Genomic DNA, 21,654 nt, shown 5'->3' with positions numbered 1-21,654 from the left:
TCGTCTTGATTGAATGAAACAGTAAAACAGATTGTGAGAATTTCCACAAAATCTTGCAATCTGTTTTTAAAATATATATACTACTATTAGTACCTAGTCATAATACTATGGATGGTGACCTTCAAATGCGAAGAAACAAGAAGGAACGCCAGCAATTATTAATCGAAACGATTAAACAGAATCCTTTTGTAACGGATGAGGAGCTGGCTGAAAAGTACTCGGTGAGCGTCCAGACAATTAGGCTCGATCGTCTTGAATTATCAATACCGGAGCTTCGTGAACGTATAAAAAACGTAGCCGAGAAGAAATTCAGTGACGAAATAAGGGCATTGCCATTGGATGAGATCATTGGGGAAGTAATAGATTTGAATTTAGATGAAAATGCAATTTCTATTTTAGATATAAAAAAAGAGCATGTTTTTAAGCGCAATGGAATCGCAAGGGGTCATCACCTTTTTGCTCAAGCTAATTCATTGGCGGTGGCGGTCATCAATGATGAACTGGCCTTAACGGCAAAAGCATCCATTCTATTTACTCGTTCTGTCAAGGAAAATGAAAGAGTGGTAGCTAAAGCGAAAGTTAAAAAGGTGGAGTATCAAGCAGATCGTTCCGTAGTGGAAGTCAGAAGCTACGTAGGAAATGAAATGGTATTCAAAGGTGAGTTCGAAATGTATCGCTCTTAACTTGCTTAGAAAAGGATGAACGTTCATGAAAATAACGCTAGATGCAATGGGTGGAGACAATGCTCCAAAGGCACAGGTATTAGGAGCCATGAAAGCAGTCGAGGCCTTTCCCGATGTGGAAATAACCTTAGTAGGGAACGAAGGCGAAATCAACCAGTTCTTAACGAAAAATGAACGGATCAAGATCATACATACGGAAGAAAAGATACTAAGTACCGATGAACCTGTTCGTGCGGTCCGTCGCAAGAAGAATGCATCGATGGTATTAGCAGCCCGCCAAGTGGCCGATGGAGAAGCGGATGCATGCATATCTTCAGGAAATACAGGTGCTTTGATGGCAGCCGGCTTGTTCGTTGTCGGGAGAATCGAAGGAATCGAACGTCCAGCATTGTCCCCAACCTTGCCGACAATAGATGGTAAAGGTTTTGTTTTTCTTGATGTGGGAGCGAATGCAGAAGCGAAACCGGAGCACCTGCTTCAATTTGCCATAATGGGTTCCGTATATGCCCAAAAGGTGCGTGGAATTGAAAAACCGCGTGTGGGCCTTTTAAATATTGGGACTGAAGAGAAAAAAGGGAACGAGCTGACGAAGCAGGCTTTCACGCTCCTTCAGCAATCATCGGACATCTCCTTTATAGGGAATGTAGAGGCCAGAGATCTTCTGAACGGTCCGGCAGATGTAGTTGTGACGGATGGCTTTACAGGAAATATGGTGCTGAAAACGCTTGAGGGAACAGCCATGAGTGTCTTTCATATGTTAAAATCCGCGTTGATGAGCAATATGAAGAGTAAGATTGCCGCAGCACTAGTGAAACCGGAACTAAAAGGCATTAAAAATCAAATGGATTACTCGGAATATGGTGGGGCTGGATTATTCGGTTTGAAGGCACCTGTCATCAAGGCACACGGTTCTTCCGACGCAAATGCGATTTATAACGCGATCCGTCAGACCCGGGATATGGTGAGTCATGATGTGATTCCGACCATTGCGAAGACGATAGAAAAAGTCCAATAAATATAGAGATAGGGGAGTTTGGGATGGGTAAGATTGCTTTTGTCTTTCCAGGACAAGGTTCACAGTCAATAGGGATGGGTTTAGACTTATTTGAGGTAAATGAGCAAGCACGGAAAATTTTTCAAACGGCGGATGAAAAACTGGATTTTGCGCTATCCGAGCTTATATTCAATGGCACTCAGCAGGAATTAACGGTAACCTATAATGCTCAACCTGCGCTATTGACTACAAGTTATGCCTTGTTCAATGCCTTGGCGGAAGCGGGCATCCAGCCTGATTACACTGCAGGACATAGTTTAGGGGAATATACGGCATTGGTAGCCTCAGGTGCAATTTCTTTTGAGGATGCTGTCTATACTGTTAGAAAACGTGGTCAATTCATGGAGGCCGCTGTTCCGAATGGCCAAGGCTCGATGGCCGCAATTCTGGGAATGGACCGTACAGCACTCGCTCTTGTAACGGCTGATATTACTGATGCAGGTGAATCCGTTCAGCTGGCTAACATTAACTGTCCGGGGCAAATCGTCATTTCCGGAACGGCAGAAGGCGTCAAGCTTGCGAGCGCAAAAGCGAAGGAAAGCGGAGCAAAACGTGCTCTCCCTCTTGATGTAAGCGGGCCGTTTCATTCTGAATTAATGAAACCTGCGGCTGAACAACTTCAAAAGGTACTTGATGAAGTGAGTTTCCGACAGGCACCCATTCCGGTGATTTCAAACGTAACGGGCGAGCCTATCACAGAACCATCAGAGATTAAAAATAAATTAATTGAACAATTGTATTCACCAGTTCTTTGGGAAGATAGTGTCAAAAAGCTGCTTGAATTAGGCGTGGACACGTTCATTGAAGTGGGACCAGGCAAGGTGCTGGGAGGATTGATTAAAAAAATCGACCGATCCGTCAATATTCACTCAGTATCGAATACAGAAACCCTACATAAAACGGTCGAAGCATTGAAAGGGGAACTAGCATGATTCTTGAAGGTAAGAAGGCACTAGTAACTGGTGCTTCCCGCGGTATCGGCAGGGAAGTGGCATTGGAACTCGCACGGCAGGGAGCGGACGTAGCTGTAAATTATGCTGGAAGCGAAACAAAAGCTAATGAAGTGGTCGATGAAATCAAGGCACTTGGGCGAAAAGCATTTGCCGTTCAATGCGATGTATCAGATAGTGAATCAGTAACAGGAATGATTAAAGAGGTCATTGAACAATTTGGCCGGGTCGACATTTTAGTCAATAATGCTGGAATTACCCGTGATAATTTATTGATGCGGATGAAGGAAGAAGAATGGGATTCGGTAATCGATACGAATTTAAAAGGTGTCTTCCTTTGCACAAAGGCAGTCACAAGACAAATGATGAAGCAACGTAGCGGCAAAATCATCAATATGGCTTCCATCGTCGGTGTGATGGGGAATGCGGGGCAGGCAAACTATGTTGCAGCCAAGGCAGGCGTGATTGGCTTGACAAAGTCCACTGCCAAGGAGCTTGCATCAAGAGGGATCACGGTCAATGCGATCGCTCCAGGTTTCATCTCCACGGATATGACTGGTGAACTGACGGAAGACGTGCAAAAAGCGATGCTGTCACAAATACCTTTAGCCCGCTTCGGTGACCCAAAGGATATTGCATCAGTTGCCACGTTTCTCGCTTCAGAGGCAAGCAGCTATATGACGGGTCAAACCCTTCATATTGATGGCGGTATGGTGATGTAAGTTTAGGTTTGATTTTTTTGAAATATAATTTATAATGTCTTGAGGGGAGGTGAACATATTGGCAGATGTATTAGAAAGAGTAACGAAAATCGTTGTAGATCGCTTGAACGTTGAAGAATCAGAAGTAAAGCTTGAAGCTTCATTCAAAGAAGATCTTGGTGCCGATTCCCTAGATGTAGTCGAACTAGTCATGGAGTTTGAAGACGAATTTGATATGGAAATTTCGGACGATGACGCTGAAAAAATCGCCACAGTGGGTGATGCTGTGAATTACATAAAAAGCACTATGTAATGTTAATGTCTTTTGATTAAAAGCTCCGTTTTTTAACGGGGCTTTCTCTTGTAATGTAAGGGTCTGGAAAATACGAATACGTGCAGTTCCGATTAAGTTCCATGTGTCAAGCATCAACGCTGCTGGCTATTTTTCTTTAAGCGGATTATACTGTATGATGGTACATAGGAAAGCTTGACAGGAATTCCTGCCAGGTTTCTTTTTATATGTAAGAAAAATATGTTTTTGAACCGTAGTGGAGGGTTTTTGTGATGCGTAGGAACGTAAATAATCGTAAACCATTAAGTAAGGATAATAAATTTAAAGAGTTACAGGACAATCTGGGTTTTCATTTTGAAGATGAAAATTTGTTGAAAAAAGCTTTTACACATTCATCTTATGTGAATGAGCATCGCCGCAAGCCTTACGAAGATAATGAAAGGCTAGAATTTCTAGGAGACGCAGTACTTGAACTGACAATCTCGAAATATCTGTATCAGAAATACCCGATGATGAGTGAAGGAGAGCTTACGAAATTAAGGGCAGCCATTGTCTGTGAGCCGTCACTAGTCGACTTTGCCAACAGCCTCTCTTATGGGGAATATGTATTGCTTGGTAAAGGGGAAGAAATGACAGGCGGTAGAGAACGCCCTGCCATGCTTGCAGATGTATTTGAAGCCTATATCGGCGCTTTATATCTTGACCAAGGATTAGAGCCGGTTGTGCAGTTCTTGAAAAATGTCGTGTTTCCGAAGATAGACGAGGGTGCTTTTTCTCATGTGATGGATTATAAGAGCCAGCTCCAAGAGCTTATCCAACGGGATGCAATTGGGGTTCTGCAATACAAAATACTGCAGGAAAAAGGACCGGCCCATAATAGAGAGTTCGTTTCGACGGTTTCTTTGAATGGGGAAGATCTAGGAACTGGTGTGGGAAAATCGAAAAAAGAGGCAGAGCAACATGCCGCCGAACACGCATTGGCCGTTTTAAAGAAAAAAACTCAACAAGATAGTTGAACAGTAGAGGGGGAAAGGTCATGTTCCTCAAACGCTTGGACGTTGTAGGATTCAAATCTTTCGCAGATAAAATTTCGATTGAATTTGTACCTGGTGTCACGGCAGTGGTTGGACCGAACGGTAGTGGTAAAAGCAATGTGACTGATGCAGTCCGTTGGGTTCTTGGAGAGCAATCCGCAAAATCACTGCGTGGAGCAAAAATGGAAGATATCATCTTCTCAGGAAGTGACACAAGAAAGGCCTTGAATTTTGCAGAGGTTTCCTTGACTTTGGATAATGAGACCAACACCCTTCCAATTGACTTTCATGAAGTTAGTGTGACAAGAAGGGTATATCGATCGGGTGAAAGCGAATTCTTCATTAATAATCAAGGATGCCGCCTGAAAGATATCATTGAATTATTTATGGATTCAGGACTTGGACGCGAAGCATTTTCCATTATCAGCCAAGGGAAAGTGGAAGAAATCCTTAGCAGCAAAGCAGAAGAAAGACGAGTTATTTTTGAAGAGGCCGCTGGTGTCTTGAAGTATAAAACAAGAAAAAGAAAAGCGGAATCAAAACTGACGGAAACACAAGATAATCTCAACAGGATTCATGACATCCTTCATGAACTAGAAGGTCAAGTGGAACCCTTGAAAATTCAATCTTCCCTGGCCAAAGAATATTTGGATAAGAAAGAGGAACTTGAAAAAATCGAAGTGGCTTTGACCGTTTTTGAAATTGAAGAACTTAATGAAAAATGGGAAAGTCTTACCCAGGAACTTGGGAAACACAATGAGATGGAGCGACAATTGGCTGGAAGGCTTCATGAACGTGAAGAGCATCTTAAAGAGGTTCGAGGAAGCATTGCCGGACTCGAAACATCGATTAACGAGCTTCAAGAAGTGCTATTGAACGCCAGCGAAGAGCTTGAGAAGCTTGAGGGTCGTAAAGAAGTATTGAAAGAACGGAAAAAGAATGCGGCACAAAATAAATCACAGCTTGAAAAAGCGATTATAGAGGGCAAGGCAGCCGTTGAACGTCTTTCTTTACAAAAGGAAAGAGAAACGGAAGTTCTGCATGCATTGAGTTCTGAAGTAAAACAGCTTCAAGAGCTTTTACATGAAAAACAAAAAAGCTTAGGTCTATTCAATACCGACATTGAAGCCCTGATAGAAGTGAAGAAAAGTGACTATATCGAGTGGCTGAACAAGCAGGCTGCCGCCAAAAATGAAAAGCATTACCTTCTGCAGCAACTCACGCAGCAGGAACATAAAAATTCCAAACTGGATCACGAAAATGAAAAATTCCTTACCGAGAGAACGGAAATCACTGCTAAAAAGTCGGAATACTCCAAGCGTATGGAAAAACTGAGCAAGCAGCTTGAAGACCATGTCACTTCTTTCCGAAATCAACAGAATAAGCTACAAACGGCAAAAGATACGTATCAAAAACAGGAAACGACCCTATATAAGGCCTATCAATTCCTTCAACAGGCAAAATCCCGAAAGGAACTGCTTGAAGAGATGGAAGAGGACTATGCAGGCTTCTTTCAAGGTGTTAAGGAAGTCCTAAAAGCAAAAGGTACTCTAAAAGGCATTGAAGGTGCAGTGGCGGAACTGATCAAGGTCCCAAAGGAATATGAAACCGCCATCGAAACAGCACTAGGTGGGGCGATGCAACATGTGGTTGTGGAGAGAGAAGAACATGCCCGTGAAGCCATTTCCTTCTTGAAGAAAAACAGGTTTGGACGGGCGACTTTCCTGCCCTTATCTGTCATCAAAGGAAGAGAGATTTCATCGAACCAGCTATCGATGCTGAAGAATCACCCTGCTTTTGTCGGGACAGGTTCCTCGTTGATCCAATATGATGAAAGACATGCTTCCATCGCGGCAAACCTGCTAGGAACCGTCATTATCACAAAGGACTTAAAAGGAGCCAACGAACTGGCAAAAATGGTGCAGCACCGTTTCCGCTTTGTTACGATTGAAGGGGATGTCGTCAACCCTGGTGGTTCGATGACGGGTGGAACGATCAAACAAAAATCGACTTCACTACTATCCCGGAAAACCGAGCTTGAAGAATTACATGAGAAGCTAGCCGGGATGGAATTAAAAACGAACCAGCTTGAAAAACAGGTAAAACAGCTGAAGGTGGATGTCGGTGTTCAAGAGCAAACGCTTGAACAAACGAGAAAAACAGGTGAAATGCTACGATTACAGGAGCAATCCCTGAAAGGTGAACTTCGTGAAGTCGAGCTACAAGAAAGAAATGTGAATGATCGCCTACACCTTTATGATTTGGATAAAAACTCCTATTTAGAAGAGCAACAGCAAAAGAAAGCAAGGCTCGAAGAATTGGAAGAACTGTTGAAATCCTGTAAAGTGGAAATCGATGGGCTTGACCGCCTTATAGCGGAAATGACAGAACAAAAACAATCACAGCAATCATCAAAGGAAAGTCTTGCCGAAGAAACGAGCGAGTTAAGGGTAACATTGGCCTCAAAACGCGGTCAGCTTCAAAATCAAAGAGAAAAAATGGAACGGCTTGAGGCGGACTTGGCAAAAGAGACCAGCACCTTAACTGAAAACAAGGATGACTTGGGGCTTTTAACAAATGAAATGACGGACAGTTCGAGTGGGGAAGAAACGCTTGAAGACATGGCCCAACAAAGATTGCTTGATAAGAATGCGGCCATTGAAAATATTTCCGCCAAAAAACAGGAAAAGACCGAAATGCAAACTCATCTCGAAACCCTCGAAATAGCTTTGAAAGAGGAAAGTCGTCTCTATAAAGGTATCGTTGAAGTGGTCAAGGATGAAGAGGTCAAATTAACCCGACTTGATGTGGCGCTGGAAAACCGCCTGGATCATTTACGCGAGGAATATACATTATCCTATGAAGGGGCTAAAGAAAAGTATCCATTAATGATACCTATCGAAGAAGCTCAGAAAAAGGTAAAGCTCATTAAGCTGGCCATTGAAGAATTGGGGACGGTCAACTTAGGAGCAATAGACGAGTATGCCCGTGTAGCCGAAAGGTACGAGTTCCTTCTCGGTCAAAAAGAAGATCTGCAGCAGGCTAAGGATACCTTATTCCAGGTTATCGACGAGATGGATGAGGAAATGAAACGACGCTTTTCAGAAACATTCTATGCGATTCGTGAACAGTTCGAACAGGTATTTAAATCACTGTTCGGTGGTGGCAGGGCTGAATTAAAACTGACAGATCCCAATGATTTATTGAATACGGGAGTAGATATCATCGCACAGCCTCCGGGGAAAAAACTACAGAACTTAAGTCTCTTGTCCGGTGGAGAACGAGCATTGACTGCAATTGCTCTTTTATTCTCGATTTTAAAGGTCCGGCCCGTTCCTTTCTGTATCCTCGATGAAGTCGAGGCGGCACTTGATGAAGCGAATGTAGTTCGTTTCAGCCAATTTTTAAGGAAATTCAGTCAAGAGACTCAGTTTATAGTAATCACCCATCGCAAAGGGACGATGGAGGAAGCGGATGTCCTCTATGGCATTACGATGCAAGAGTCAGGTGTTTCCAAATTAGTTTCCGTTCGTATGGAGGAATCAGAGAACTTTGTTGAAATATAAATCCATGAATTAGAGGAAGTGGGACAATGAGTTTCTTCAAGAAGCTAAAAGAAAAATTCACGGCACAAGAAGAAAAAGAAACAGCTGTAGAAACAAAAGTAGAAGTAGAAGTTGAAAAAAAAGCAACATCCGAAATATCAATCGGGGAAAAGTTTAAGCAAGGTTTAACGAAGACGAGGAATTCCTTTACCGGAAGGGTTAATGAACTCGTTGCCCGTTACCGGAAAGTGGATGAAGACTTTTTCGAAGAACTTGAGGAGATTCTCATCCAGGCTGATGTAGGCTTCGATACCGTTATGGAATTAATCGACCAATTAAAAATGGAAGTGAAACTGCGCAATATCTCTGATACGAGAGAAGTGCAATCTGTCATTTCTGAAAAACTTGTTGAAATTTACCAAGGTGATGAAGAAGGAATATCCAGCTTGAACATTCAACAAGACGGCCTGACGGTCATTCTCTTTGTCGGTGTGAACGGTGTAGGTAAAACAACGACAATCGGTAAACTTGCCCATAAGTTTAAGGAAGAAGGCAAATCGGTCGTATTGGCGGCTGGTGATACTTTCCGCGCCGGAGCGATTGAGCAACTCGAAGTGTGGGGAGAACGTGTCGGTGTCAGTGTCATTAAACAAGGAGAAGGATCTGACCCTGCTGCTGTTATGTTCGATGCCGTTCAAGCGGCTAAGGCACGCAAAGCCGATATCCTGATTTGTGATACAGCAGGCCGTCTGCAAAATAAAGTGAATTTGATGAAGGAATTGGAAAAGGTGAAGCGTGTAATTGAACGTGAAGTGCCTGGTGCACCACATGAAGTGCTCCTTGCCCTTGATGCAACGACGGGTCAAAATGCACTCATTCAAGCGAAAACGTTCAAGGAAGCGACAGATGTAACGGGTATCGTCTTAACGAAGCTTGATGGTACAGCAAAAGGCGGAATTGTCATAGCGATCCGAAATGAGCTTTCCATTCCCGTGAAATTTGTCGGACTTGGTGAAAAAATGGACGATCTTCAAGAATTCGATGCTGAAAAATATGTGTATGGGCTCTTTGCCGATATCATTGATAAAGAAGAAGTATAAAGGTGGATAGTTTTAGCCGGAAGGGATTTTCCCTTCCGGTTTTTTTGATTTTTTTTACTTTTTATATAAATACTGTATACTTTTTCGTGATCTAATCGTCTATTAGGAGTATAGAAAAAAAGGGGGAGTTCGGTTGTTCAGAAAATTAAAGGGAATCGCTGCTTGTTTATTATTTTTAGGCCTATTTTTACATTCATATACAGTTCAAGCAAAAGCAGCGGACACGGACATAAAAATCTCGATTGAAACAGGGTTTGATGGATACATAACTCGGGCCAAGGCCATGCCGATGACCGTACATATCGAAAATAAGGGGGAGGCTTTCAGCGGTACGCTGATTTTTCAATTTCAGGCCGATTACGATTTCGGAGGGTCGCAAATTCTAAAAGTGGAATTGCCAAAGGAAAGCAAGAAAACCTATTCCGTTTCACTTCCAGGGTATACCGACGAAAATTATAATTATAATGGGACCGCACTGGCGAAGTCGATTTATCTCTATGAGGGAGATTGGAAGAATGGTAAAGAAGTAGACTATTCCGGCCCGAAGGTACTGGCACCTAAGTTCTTTGATGAAAGCGAGGACCTGATTGGAGTATTAAGTGAAAATTTCGATCGTTTGACGGAATTGAGAGTCTTGCCATCCCTCCAAGCCAGGATGGTCGAGTTGGAAAAAGAAGATTTGCCTAAACAGTCAATTGGCTATGAAATGTTAGATTATTTAATCATTGATGAATTTGCAATTGCCGCTTTGGATGAGGCACAACAGAAAGCACTAAAGGGTTGGATCCGTTCTGGTGGTGTATTGATTTCCGGGTCATCACCAAGTGCCGCTCAATCATACGGGTCCCTGTATAACCTTTTACCGATGAAGATGGATAAAGGAATCAAGATGGATTCATCCTTTCTTACAGAAAAGAAAAAAGATCGACCATCCTTTGAACAATTGCCGGGCTTTACTGGTGAAGTGGAGAAAGGGACAGAAATCATTGCGAAGAGCGGGTCATCACCGGCCGTTGTCAAAAAGCAATATGGAAACGGGATGATTGTCCAGACGGCCTTTTCGTTAGGAGATGAGCCACTTGCCTCTTGGAAAGGATACGGCACGTGGTTTGAAGCGATTTTAAAGAAGGTGGAGTTGAATGCGTTTTCCACTTCAAGTGAATTCATGGACGAAGCAAGATGGGAAATGAATGACCCCAATAGTTACTTTGATGATACGAATTTATCCGTGATTCAATTGGCATTGTTGCTGTTAGTCTACGTTGTGATCATTGTACCGATTTTATTTGTCATTCTGAGGAAAATGGATAAAAGGGAGCACGCTTGGTGGATCATTCCTTTGATTGCCTGCATTACGACGATTCTAACGTTTGCCGTCGGAGCGAAAGATCGTCTTGCCAAACCTCAACTCAATCAATTGGGAATCTATCAAATTGAGGATGACCAAATCATCGGCATCCAATCGAATGTCCTCCTGTCCAATAAAGGAGGCAATTACAACCTGACTTTCCCGAAAAATGAGTTAGTTGCGATGCCAATGACTCAGGAGGGATTAGGTGGAAGCGTGAAAAGAGCACCAATGCTTGAAGAGAAAGCTACCGATATGGAATTGACCTTTCCAAACGTCGAATATTGGTCTACCAGGTCCTTTATAGGAAAGGTTTATAAAGAAAATGCAGGTCAATTGAAAAATGACTTGACCGTTGAAAACAGGACCTTGACAGGTACGATTCAAAATGAGACACCTTATGACCTTAAGGAATTAATGATCCTGACCGGCAATGAACGAATCAATCTCGGAACGTTGAAGAAGGGGGCAGAGATCAAGGTAAATGAAGCGTTAAAGAGTGATTTCTTATTTAAACCGTATGGAACGACATCGTCTTCTTGGAATAATGGAACTATGGGAAAAAAAATCGATATTGAAAAAATGCGCAGGGATCAGCTTCTTTATCTGACGGAGGCGTATTTCGGAGGGTCCTCGACAAAATCCGAACCTGTCATCGGCGGTATAACCGACGATTCAATCGTAGACGTTAGACTATCGAAAAAACCGAAAGTAAATATAGATAATCTGATTTTCCAAACATTCAGTCCGAAAACAATTTTGGCTGGGGAAGTGACATTGTCAAAAGAAATGTTCGCGGGGTCTGTGAATGCCCTCCGGGGTTCAGTTGGCGAAGAAGAAGGATATGGTACGTATTGGTTTGAAAGGGGAGAATATGAATATATCAGTTCAGTTCCAAAGATCATGAAGGACGATACATTCAAAGCGTCAGAAATGACGATTAAGTTCAGTAAACAAGATGTTAAGTATGAACTCTATAATTTTTCGACTGAAAAGTATGAATCGATACCTAAGGGAGAACGGGAAATTACTTTCAAAGGGACTAAGGATATATCATCCTATGTATCAAAACAAGGGAACATCCAGATAAAAGTCATGATAGATAATGATGATGACCCGAGTGTAAGGATGCCACAAATCACTGTGAAGGGAGTGGTGGAGAAATGATAGAAATTATACAGTTAACTAAACAATATGGCACGTTCACCGCATTGGATCATTTGGATTTGCAAATAGACAAAGGAACCGTGTTTGGTTTTGTCGGTCAAAATGGGGCAGGGAAATCCACGACTTTTTCCATTTTGGCTACCTTGCTTGCACCAACATCGGGAACGGCTTATATCAATGGCTACAATATATCGAAGGAACCTAAACAAGTCCGTAGCCAGATCGGTTATATGCCTGACTTTTTTGGTGTGTATGATCAATTGAAGGCTGAAGAGTACCTGGATTTTTACGGAGCAAGTTATGGTATACCCGTTTCGGAACGGAGTAAACTGATTCCACAACTGCTCGAGCTCGTAAATTTATCGGATAAAAAGGATTCCTATGTGGATCTTTTATCACGGGGAATGAAGCAACGGCTTTGTCTTGCAAGGAGTCTGATACACGACCCCGAAGTGCTTATTTTGGATGAACCCGCTTCCGGGCTTGACCCGAGGGCTCGTGTTGAAATGCGGGAGATTTTAAAGGAATTGAAACATATGGGTAAAACGATTTTGATATCATCGCATATTTTACCTGAACTTGCGGAAATGTGTGATGTGCTCGGCATCATCGATCAGGGTAAATTGAAAGCACAAGGGTCGGTCGCGGAAATCCAACATAAGCTGCAGGGCGAAAAGAGCCTGATTATTAAGGTTCATGAGGATATTGAGCGATCCATCGCTTTTCTAGAAGATAATCCGGATATTAGCCAGATCAATACGCATGTTGATGAAAAAACGATTCAGTTTCTATTCAAAGGAGATGCAGGGGCCCAACAACAGCTGCTGAAGTCCTGTATGTTGCAAGACTTGCCCATTGTCTCTTTTTCGGAAATAGAGACGGATCTGGAGGATGTGTTCATGGAAATCACGAAAGGGGTTGAACTGTCATGAAGAGCTGGCTGATGAATCCGGTTTTGAATAAAGAGTTTAAGCTACGCTTTCGCTCTTTTAAAAGTTTTTTAGGTGTATTATTCTATGTTCTTGCGATTGGTGCCATCGTTATCGGTATGATTTTTATTCAGTCTCTTAGTAGCATGGGCGGGCGCGTTGACCCGGATGCAAGCCGGAGTATGTTTATATTTCTATCCGTTATCCAACTGGCCTTGGTCTTGTTCATTACACCTGGACTGACGGCAGGCGTCATCTCGAGTGAGAGGGAGCGACAGACGTTAAATATTTTATTGACGACTTCCCAAAGCTCGACAGGCATCATTTTCGGGAAATTAATTTCATCCATTTCCTACTTGCTATTACTGGTTGTGGCCAGTTTACCGCTATATAGCATCGTCTTTTTATTCGGCGGAATTTCGCCGAATCAGCTTTTGATGGTGCTGGGCTTCAATGTCTTCACCGTCATCGTATATGGCAGTATCGGGGTGCTTTTTTCTACACTTGTGCGAAAAACCATTCCGGCGATGGTCACGACTTATGGAATCACATTGTTTTTAGTAGGTGGCACAGCTTTATTGACCCTACTATTCACTACCATGGCCGTGGGGAATCAGGTAAATGTGACCACACCAACGACTAACCCATTGCCTTACTTAGCGGCCATGCTAAATACCCCAATCGTATTAATCGGCTTTGTTGAACCGACTTACTCTGAGGAAATCCAGAAGTTATCGGGGATTGATTTTCCACTTTGGGCGTCTCATTTGATTTGTTACACACTTCTACTAATCGGGTCCGTTCTTCTAAGCGTTAAAAAGCTGCGCGTGGGAATGAAGACAAAACGATGAACAAGGATCTTACCCATGATGAACTCCAGTTTCTCAAGTTGATTAAACCCGTTAAGCGGCAACTTTTCATGCAGCATGTGATGAGGGAGGGGCAACTTTTACTCCTTGCCGTGTCTGCATGGACGACTTTACTATTTTTCATGGCACGTATAGTAGTCATACCCTTCGTTTTCCGTTATTTTTTCATTGGAATCATCTGTTTACTTGCTTTTTTTGTCTATAGAATCATTAAAGGAAAACCCGGTAATAAAACGGCTGCTTTGCTGTTTAACCAGTATGTTCCTGATGACCGTGTCGTGACGGGATTCGCTTTTTTAGGGGAGATTGGTGAGCTTAAGTCACTCCAGCTCAGGGATGCTATTCACCATATGAAAATCCATCAGGAGGAGGCCCTCAGAAGGAAGAAAGTATGGGTACATCCGAAATGGCTGACGCTAGCTCTTTGTTTAGCAATAGGAGGTTCCCTATTGGCAATTTTGCCAAATCAGAAAATGGATCAAGCCAGGCAGGCGGAAAAAGAAGTGAAGCTTGTCGAGGAGGTCAAAAAAGAGCTTGATGAAAAAGTGAAGGAAATAAAGGATCCTGATGTCAAAAAGACATTGAAAGATGTAAAAGAGAAAGTTGCGCTAGAGAAAGAGGCTGAGAAGGCCTTAGAGGCACTCGCCAAACAATCAAGCGAGCTGCAATTAAAAGAAAAGAAGCAAAGAGAAAAGCAAGAGTCACTGGAAACCTGGAAGGATCAGTCAAAAAAAACCGGCCTTACGGAGCTGTCCAAGGCACTTGAACAAAAGGACATGCGACTGGTCGAAAAAGAACTGAAAGAACTAAATGAAAGATGGGATGAGCTGTCCAAGGAACAGAAGCAGGCCCTAGAGAGCTACACAGAGCAGGAGCTTCCATTAACGGAAGAACAATTGGATGCACTGATGCAGCAGTTGGAGGAAGCGATGGAATCGGGAGAACTTGCCAAGCAGTTAGCATCAGCCAATCAAGCTGTTCGTCAAGCGGGATCCCAACTTCAGAATAAAATGAGTCAAGATGGTATTCCTTCTTCTCAAACAGCTTTTTCTAACAGCGATGGAACACAAGGGAACCAACCCGCCAATCAGCCCCTAGGTCAGCCCTCCACGCCTAATGGACAGCCCAACGCCAATTCTGGGAATAATCCCGGAAGCCAAAAAGGACAAGGACAGGGACAAGGACAAGGACAAGGACAAGGACAAGGACAAGGACAAGGAGCAAGTGGAACCGGCGGAGGAAAAGGAGGCACGAAGGGGGGTGCTGGACAAGGGTCGAGGGAAATGCTGACGATTCCCGAAAAGACCGATGGAAAGCAGAATATGGAAACCGACAATGGGAAACTTGGTGAAGGGAGTGGCGAGCAGGAGGAGGCCGAGGGTCCAGTATTGAGGGGGAACTTGCGGAATTATGAGGAGGTCTATCAGCAGTATGAGGAATCTTATCGCAAAAGTACGGATCGCCTTAGGCTACCCTCTGATTTGAATGATATCGTCAAGAATTATTTTAATAATCTTGATCCGGAAAGGTAGTGGGAAAATGACGGAAAAAGAACAGCAGTTTAATGAAGCAGGGACTATGATTGAGAGAGTTAAGCAGGAAATCTCCCGTTTTATAGTTGGGCAGGAAGACGTGATCGATCAAGTTTTATGGAGCATTTTTGCAGGTGGCCACGTATTGCTTGAAGGCTTGCCTGGACTTGGGAAGACGATGCTCGTTCGGACGATTTCGGAATGCCTGGATTTAGAGTTTTCTAGAATCCAGTTTACACCAGATCTGATGCCTTCCGATATTACGGGAACCATGTTATTGCAACCTGGAGAGGACGGAAGGCAGCAGTTTACCTTCCATGAGGGGCCTCTTTTTTCTCATATCGTCTTAGCTGATGAAATCAATCGGGCGACGCCGAAGACACAGAGTTCGCTTTTAGAGGCAATGGGGGAGAGAACTGTAACAGTCATGGGGGAAACGAAACAGCTTGATCAGCCCTTCTTTGTGCTTGCAACCCAGAATCCAATCGATATGGAGGGGACGTATCCATTGCCCGAAGCCCAGATGGACCGGTTTATCTGTAAGATTCTTGTCCGTTATCCATCAAAGCAGGAATTAAAGCAGATTGCCCTTCGAACGACAGGCAGGGAAACCATTTCTATTGAAAAAGCTGCCTCCATCAAGGATGTTTTGTTACTGCAGCAACTAGTAAAGGAGGTCCTTATTTCAGAAGAGATGCTGGATTACGCGGTTTTGATTATTTCGAGTACTCATCCAAATGTGGAGGAATCGCCGGAACTTGTCCGGCAATACGTTCAATTCGGAAGCGGACCTCGTGGGTTGCAAAGTTTGATCAAAATGGCAAAGGCAAGGGCTTTATTTGCCGGGCGTTATCATGTTTCTGCCGGTGACTTGAAGCAAACGGCCTATCCTGTGCTGAGGCATCGGATTATACTCAACTTTGAAGCGGAAGCAAACGGGGTTCTCATCGATTCCATTATTTCTGAAGTCGTTGAGTCGGCGTATAAATTAGGAAAAGGAACACCGGTTTGATGGTAGCTTATGCTTTTTTAGAAAGGCTACAGAAAAAGAGATTGCTCGTGAAAACGAGGAAGCGAGGGATGCATAAAGGTTCGAGACGGTCGAGTGCGTTTGGTTCTTCGCTTGAGTTCTCCGATTTTCGGGCCTATCAACCGGGAGACGATGTCCGGCAAATCGATTGGAATGTATTTGGCCGAACCCAGAAGCATTATATAAAAAGGTTCCTCGATGAACAGGAGTTATCTGTGGCCGTTTACCTGGATATGTCTTCTTCGATGCGAGCTCTCCCGGGAAAATGGGAACAGGCGCGAAAGCTCGCCGCTTCATTGAGCTTTGTTGTCCTTGCAAGCGAAGACCGTCTGAATTTTGTTCCCGTCGGTAATCAAGGAGCCCATCCTATTCGACGTAAAGGAGCGGTTCACCGTAAAAGGGTTTTTCGAGAGATAGCTGGATTGGAAGATACGGAGAGAAGCGGGGAGTTTTATGAGCAACTTGGCAAAGTGATGGTGAGGAATCAGCAACTTGCGATTATCATCTCGGATGGTCTTGAGCCCATCGAAAAGGTGGAGGCGACTTTAAGAAAGCTACGCTCGGCAAGACAAGAAGTCTGGTTCATTCAACTGCTGGGGAAAGAGGAACTTCAACCTATGTATGATGGGGACCTGAAGTTTGTGGATAGTGAAATGGAAACAGCGGTCAATGTTAGCCTTAATCCGACCCTCATCGACAACTATCGAAGGCGTCTAGCACACCATAACGAGCAGCTTGAAGCTATCTGTGAAAGTCTTGGCAGCCGCTATATGCTCATATCTGCTGAAACGGATATACAAACGATTTTATTTCACGACTTCCCACGCCACGGGCTAATGAATTGAGGTGAAGATATGCATATTTCAAACCCACTCTTTTTTCTATTGACCATTTTTATCGGAGCCGTCATTCTGTTTTATTTTTTCCGGAAGCAATATGAGAAAACGACGATTTCGTCCAATTTATTATGGGAGCAGGTGCTGAATGAATGGCAGGCTTCTCCATGGCTTCATAAATTACAGCATAATCTCTTATTCTGGCTTCAACTTCTCGTACTTCTCCTCCTCATGTTCGCGTTGGTTCGACCCTTTTGGTTTCAAAAGGGCATTCCGGGCGACCACCTAATCCTAATTGTCGACACATCGGCTTCGATGAGTGCAAAAGAAGGGGAGCTCACCCGGTTTGAAAAAGCCAAGCAAGAAGTGGGGGAGATGCTTCAAGCGGTGGATGATCAAGAAGTGACAATCATAGATGCTGGTCAAAAGCCTGTGATACTTGCCAATCACGAAACAAACCGGGCTGAGTTAAAAAAACAAATAAAAGAAATGGAGCTAACATACAGTCATGAGCATGTTGATAAGGCATTGAAACTGGCAGACTCGCTAGCGGCTGGAAAAGAATCGGTCATTCATTTATACTCCGATGCGGTTGTGGAGGAGGACCTTAGGGGGTTATCGGAAGACATTCCCATTGGTGTACATAATTTCAGCAGCCTGACTGGCAATCTCTCCTTGCTTTCATTTGGCACGGCAAGCTCTGAAGGAGGCATTACTGGGGTGGCGGTCATTGAAAATCAAACGAAGCAGGATGAAACGGTGAAATTTCAAGTAACGAATGGAAAAGATGTTCTATTCACAAAAAGGATAATGGTGAAAGCAAGCAGCGAGAAAATAATTGATATACCGGTTCTGAAAGAAAAACCGTATTATACGGCCTCCATCATTGTGGATGATGACTATTCAGCGGACAATGAAATGACGGCCATCCAAACGGCCGTATATGAGAAAGTCTATGCAGTGGGGGATGTGAATCCATTTTTGATTAATGGGCTCGAAACGATTGGCCTTGATATCATCCAGCTTGAGGATAAAGAAAAAGTCGAAATGGATGGAATCGTGATTGCCGAAGGAGTGGACTTAGAGGAACTTGGATCGTACCCGCTTCTTTTTATCAATGCCACTGAAAAAGGAAAACAAAAACTGACAGGTCAACCAAAGGGAACGGGTGACCCACTCATGGACTACGTAAATATGGACAAAGTGTATATTAAATCGTCATCCCCTCCGATCAGCAAGCAATGGCATCATGTTACTACAAGTGAGGGTATACCGCTCATTCAAAAAGGTACGCACCAAGGACAGCCGATCATTGCCCTGAACTTCTCCGTTGCGGACAGCGATTGGCCGTTACAACCTGGATTTCCTATATTTTTATATAATTCCTATCAATGGCTGACCCAACAGTCGAACTTTCTAGGTTACTATCAGCCTGGTGAAGAAAAGTGGTTGAATCTTGGAACGGAAACGGGAAAATTGGCTATATTTACAGAGTCCGGAACGAATCTCTTTTCCATTGATTTGCAAAAGGAGGGCTTTCGAGCGCCAAATAAGCCCGGTATATACGAAGCAATGGCGGGAGAACAGGCATTTTACTTTTCGGTTTTATTGGACGAAAGGGAAAAAAGAGTCGATTCAGCTCCGTCGTTCAAGATGAATATGAAATCATCAGAGTTGAAAGAAGGGGGAAGCGATACAAAACAGGATATCTTATGGTACTGGCTGGCTTGTATGGCCCTTCTGCTACTAATGGCCGAATGGGAGGTATATCGACGTGGGCATTGATGTTACTTATCCCCTGGTTTTTTTATTGCTGCTTCCCTGTGCAGCGCTTATTTATATGTATGTGATAAAATCACGTAATCAAACGAAGCATGTAGAGACGGTCGTTGTGGCCATATTGCGGTCATGTATTTTTTTTCTCATTGTATTGGCACTGAGCGTTCCGCAATTGCTACAACCTATCAAGGGATCGATGGTTGTTTTTTTAGTCGATCGTTCTGCAAGTGTCAAAGACTCTGACACAAAGTCGCTTGCTTGGATTGAGAAAAGTGTTGAAACCATGGGTAGAGACGACTCCTTTGCGGTGGCAGCCTTTGGGGGCAGTGCCGTTGCTGAGCAGGCGTTGTCGACAAAACATACACCCATAAGCCAATTTAGCGGTGAAGTGGAAGAAGAGGCAAGTCAATTGGATTCAGGCATTCAATTTGCTTCCTCGCTCATTCCGAGCTATTCAAGTGGGAGAATCGTCCTTTTTTCGGATGGCAATGAAACGTCGGGAAGCAGTGTGGAGGAGGCCAAACTACTTGCAAATAAAAATATTGAGCTCGACATCGTGCCACTAATCGAATCGATTGGCGAAGATGTCGCCCTGAAGAATGTAACGATTCCCCCATCTATCTATCAAGGCGAAAAAACGGAGATTTCATTGGAGGTCTTTAGCAATACAGCGAAAAAAGCGACTGTCCGCATTTCACTGAATGATCAGGAAATCATCAAAAAGGCAGTGAGTGTAAAAGAAGGGACTAATTTATTCTCTGTTTCTCATACAGCCGAGAAAACTGGACTACAAGTATATAAGGCCGAAATCATCGCTGAAAATGATACATTTGCGGAAAATAACCAATTGCAGGCAATCACGAATGTAAAAGGCACACCAAAAGTATTGATTGTCGAAGGTGAGTCAACAGGACGGCTTGAAAATATTTTGAACGGCAGCGGGCTAATTGTCGAATCGACGATACCGGAAAAACTGCCGACCACTTTATCCGGTTTTTTACAATACCAATCGATTGTGTTTAATAATGTTCCTGCCACCTCAGTCTCGGAAATTCAAATGAAAATGATAGAGCGGTCCGTTAAGGATTTCGGTAATGGGTTCGTGATGACCGGCGGAGAAAATAGTTTCGGGCTCGGCGGGTATTTCAAGACACCCATTGAGAGATTACTTCCAGTAGATATGGACATCAAAGGAAAAAAAGAGATGCCATCTCTTGGACTGATGATTGTTCTCGACCGATCAGGCAGTATGGATGGAAACAAGCTATCATTGGCAAAGGAAGCGGCTGCCCGCTCTGTTGAACTTTTGCGTGAAAAGGATACGTTTGGATTCATTGCCTTCGATGACCGACCATGGGAAATCATCGAAGCAGCCCCACTTAAGGATAAGGAAAAAGTCGTGGAGAAGATTCGTACACTGTCTTCAGGTGGCGGTACTGAAATCTTCAGCTCGCTTGAAATGGCCTATGATAAGTTAAGGGATGAAAGGTTGCAGCGGAAGCACATTATTTTGTTGACCGATGGACAGTCAAACGCTTCAAGTAATTATGAAGACTTGATTGAAGAAGGAAAGGAAGAGAACATAACCCTCTCTACCGTTTCAATTGGAAATGATGCCGATAAGAACCTACTTGAGGACTTGGCAGACTTTGGTGCGGGGCGCTATTACGATGTCACGGATGCTTCCGTTATTCCGAGCATTTTATCGAGGGAAACCGTCATGGCGAGCCGCACTTACATTGAGGATACCCCATTTTATCCATCTATCAAGGACAATCCGGAATGGAACGGATTGTTTAAGGATGGCGTACCTAAGATGAATGCCTACATCGCGACAACTGCAAAGCAGCGTGCATTACAGTCGCTGATCAGTGAAAAAGAGGATCCCGTCCTTGCCGAGTGGCAATATGGAATGGGAACGACGGCAGCTTTCACTTCGGACATTAGTGGGAAATGGTCGGGCGATTGGCCTGCTTGGGGAAAGTGGGGGACATTTCTCAATCAATTGATCACAAACACGCTGCCCAAGTTCGAAAGTGAGCCGTATATGCTCACACAGGATAATGGTGGGGAGGAAACGGTCATCAACCTTGAATCGTCCACACAAAATCACCTTCCTGTATCGGCAAATGTAGTGTCTGAAAAAGGTGAGGAAGTAGACGTCAATACGAAGCTCATCGCGCCGGGAAAATACGAAGTCATCATGCCTAAGCAATCAGGGATGTATTTTCTCAGCATAAAACAAGATACCAAGGGTGGAAGTACGAATCTATATCAAACAGGTTTCACCGTGTCCTATTCAGAGGAATACCTGCAACAAGGCCTAAACAAAGCGCTTATTAAGGAATTATTGGCTGTTTCGGGTGGTCAGGAGTTGAAGGATGAATCTGAGGCATTCCGGCCATTGCAAAATACGTCAAGGCAAGAACAAAGTATTAGTTCTTGGCTGCTTTTATCGGCATTCTTGCTCTTATTTTGCGAAATTGCGGTCCGAAGGTTTGGTTGGCACAGAGTTTCGCGTATCTTTTCGGGAAGTCGTGAAAAATCAGAAACCACTTCATCTAGGCAAAACGAAAGAGTCGCAAAACTGAAAAAGGTAAAACAAAAAGTTGGTAAGGAAGAAGCATTAAAGAAGCAGCATATAGAAATCGAGCAAAAAAAGGAGCAGGTAAAATCAGTGCCAGCTCGCCACCACAAGAAGGAACCTGTAAATAAACTATCGGAATCGGAACGTGAAGAGCAGATGAAGCGCCTGATTGAAGCGAGAAAACGAAAAAAATAATGATTTTTATCTTGTGGTAAGGA

Annotated in this window: 16 protein-coding genes; all 16 read left to right on the top strand. The window is 43.6% G+C overall.

Annotated features, from left to right (window positions below):
- Positions 1-125: 125 nt before the first annotated feature.
- The gene (gene fapR / locus ACIQXR_RS11870) at positions 126-683 is read left to right on the top strand and encodes a transcription factor FapR (protein ID WP_402868260.1); all 558 of its coding nucleotides are present in this window, start codon (positions 126-128) and stop codon (positions 681-683) included.
- 25 nt (positions 684-708) lie between these two features.
- The gene (gene plsX / locus ACIQXR_RS11865; protein WP_402956261.1) at positions 709-1,698 is read left to right on the top strand and encodes a phosphate acyltransferase PlsX; all 990 of its coding nucleotides are present in this window, start codon (positions 709-711) and stop codon (positions 1,696-1,698) included.
- Between the two features lie 23 nt (positions 1,699-1,721).
- Entirely contained in the window at positions 1,722-2,669 is a 948-nt protein-coding gene (fabD, locus tag ACIQXR_RS11860; protein WP_402868263.1) for an ACP S-malonyltransferase, read from the top strand.
- Positions 2,666-3,409: a 3-oxoacyl-[acyl-carrier-protein] reductase gene (fabG, locus tag ACIQXR_RS11855; RefSeq protein WP_402868264.1), complete on the top strand. Its 744-nt coding sequence runs from the start codon at positions 2,666-2,668 to the stop codon at positions 3,407-3,409. Before fabD ends, fabG begins: the two co-directional genes overlap by 4 nt.
- A 58-nt stretch (positions 3,410-3,467) precedes the next feature.
- The gene (locus tag ACIQXR_RS11850) at positions 3,468-3,701 is read left to right on the top strand and encodes an acyl carrier protein (protein WP_053345291.1); all 234 of its coding nucleotides are present in this window, start codon (positions 3,468-3,470) and stop codon (positions 3,699-3,701) included.
- 251 nt (positions 3,702-3,952) lie between these two features.
- Positions 3,953-4,696: a ribonuclease III gene (gene rnc / locus ACIQXR_RS11845; protein WP_402868266.1), complete on the top strand. Its 744-nt coding sequence runs from the start codon at positions 3,953-3,955 to the stop codon at positions 4,694-4,696.
- Between the two features lie 20 nt (positions 4,697-4,716).
- Entirely contained in the window at positions 4,717-8,280 is a 3,564-nt protein-coding gene (gene smc, locus ACIQXR_RS11840) for a chromosome segregation protein SMC (RefSeq protein ID WP_402868267.1), read from the top strand.
- Between the two features lie 26 nt (positions 8,281-8,306).
- Entirely contained in the window at positions 8,307-9,359 is a 1,053-nt protein-coding gene (gene ftsY / locus ACIQXR_RS11835) for a signal recognition particle-docking protein FtsY (protein WP_402868269.1), read from the top strand.
- Positions 9,360-9,492: 133 nt separating this feature from the next.
- Positions 9,493-11,874: a hypothetical protein gene (locus ACIQXR_RS11830; protein WP_402868271.1), complete on the top strand. Its 2,382-nt coding sequence runs from the start codon at positions 9,493-9,495 to the stop codon at positions 11,872-11,874.
- A complete protein-coding gene (locus ACIQXR_RS11825) occupies positions 11,871-12,806 on the top strand; it encodes an ABC transporter ATP-binding protein (protein ID WP_402868272.1) in 936 nt (311 codons plus the stop codon). Before ACIQXR_RS11830 ends, ACIQXR_RS11825 begins: the two co-directional genes overlap by 4 nt.
- A complete protein-coding gene (locus tag ACIQXR_RS11820) occupies positions 12,803-13,654 on the top strand; it encodes an ABC transporter permease (RefSeq protein WP_402868274.1) in 852 nt (283 codons plus the stop codon). Before ACIQXR_RS11825 ends, ACIQXR_RS11820 begins: the two co-directional genes overlap by 4 nt.
- On the top strand, positions 13,651-15,204 hold the full coding sequence (locus ACIQXR_RS11815; protein WP_403080013.1) for a hypothetical protein: 1,554 nt from the start codon (positions 13,651-13,653) through the stop codon (positions 15,202-15,204). Before ACIQXR_RS11820 ends, ACIQXR_RS11815 begins: the two co-directional genes overlap by 4 nt.
- 7 nt (positions 15,205-15,211) lie before the next feature.
- Positions 15,212-16,216 carry an AAA family ATPase gene (locus ACIQXR_RS11810; protein ID WP_402868277.1) on the top strand — a complete coding sequence of 335 codons (1,005 nt, stop codon included), beginning with the start codon at positions 15,212-15,214 and terminating at the stop codon, positions 16,214-16,216.
- Positions 16,217-16,284: 68 nt separating this feature from the next.
- Entirely contained in the window at positions 16,285-17,079 is a 795-nt protein-coding gene (locus tag ACIQXR_RS11805) for a DUF58 domain-containing protein (protein WP_402868279.1), read from the top strand.
- A gap of 9 nt (positions 17,080-17,088) precedes the next feature.
- On the top strand, positions 17,089-18,855 hold the full coding sequence (locus ACIQXR_RS11800; RefSeq protein ID WP_402868281.1) for a vWA domain-containing protein: 1,767 nt from the start codon (positions 17,089-17,091) through the stop codon (positions 18,853-18,855).
- Complete coding sequence (locus tag ACIQXR_RS11795) at positions 18,845-21,631, top strand: VWA domain-containing protein (RefSeq protein WP_402868282.1); 2,787 nt, start codon at positions 18,845-18,847, stop codon at positions 21,629-21,631. Before ACIQXR_RS11800 ends, ACIQXR_RS11795 begins: the two co-directional genes overlap by 11 nt.
- Positions 21,632-21,654 lie beyond the last annotated feature (23 nt).

Source organism: Peribacillus sp. NPDC097224 (genome assembly GCF_044761985.1).
Lineage (GTDB): Bacteria > Bacillota > Bacilli > Bacillales > DSM-1321 > Peribacillus.
Note: the sequence above shows the minus strand (reverse complement) of the source record. Positions and strands in the feature narration are given on the sequence as shown.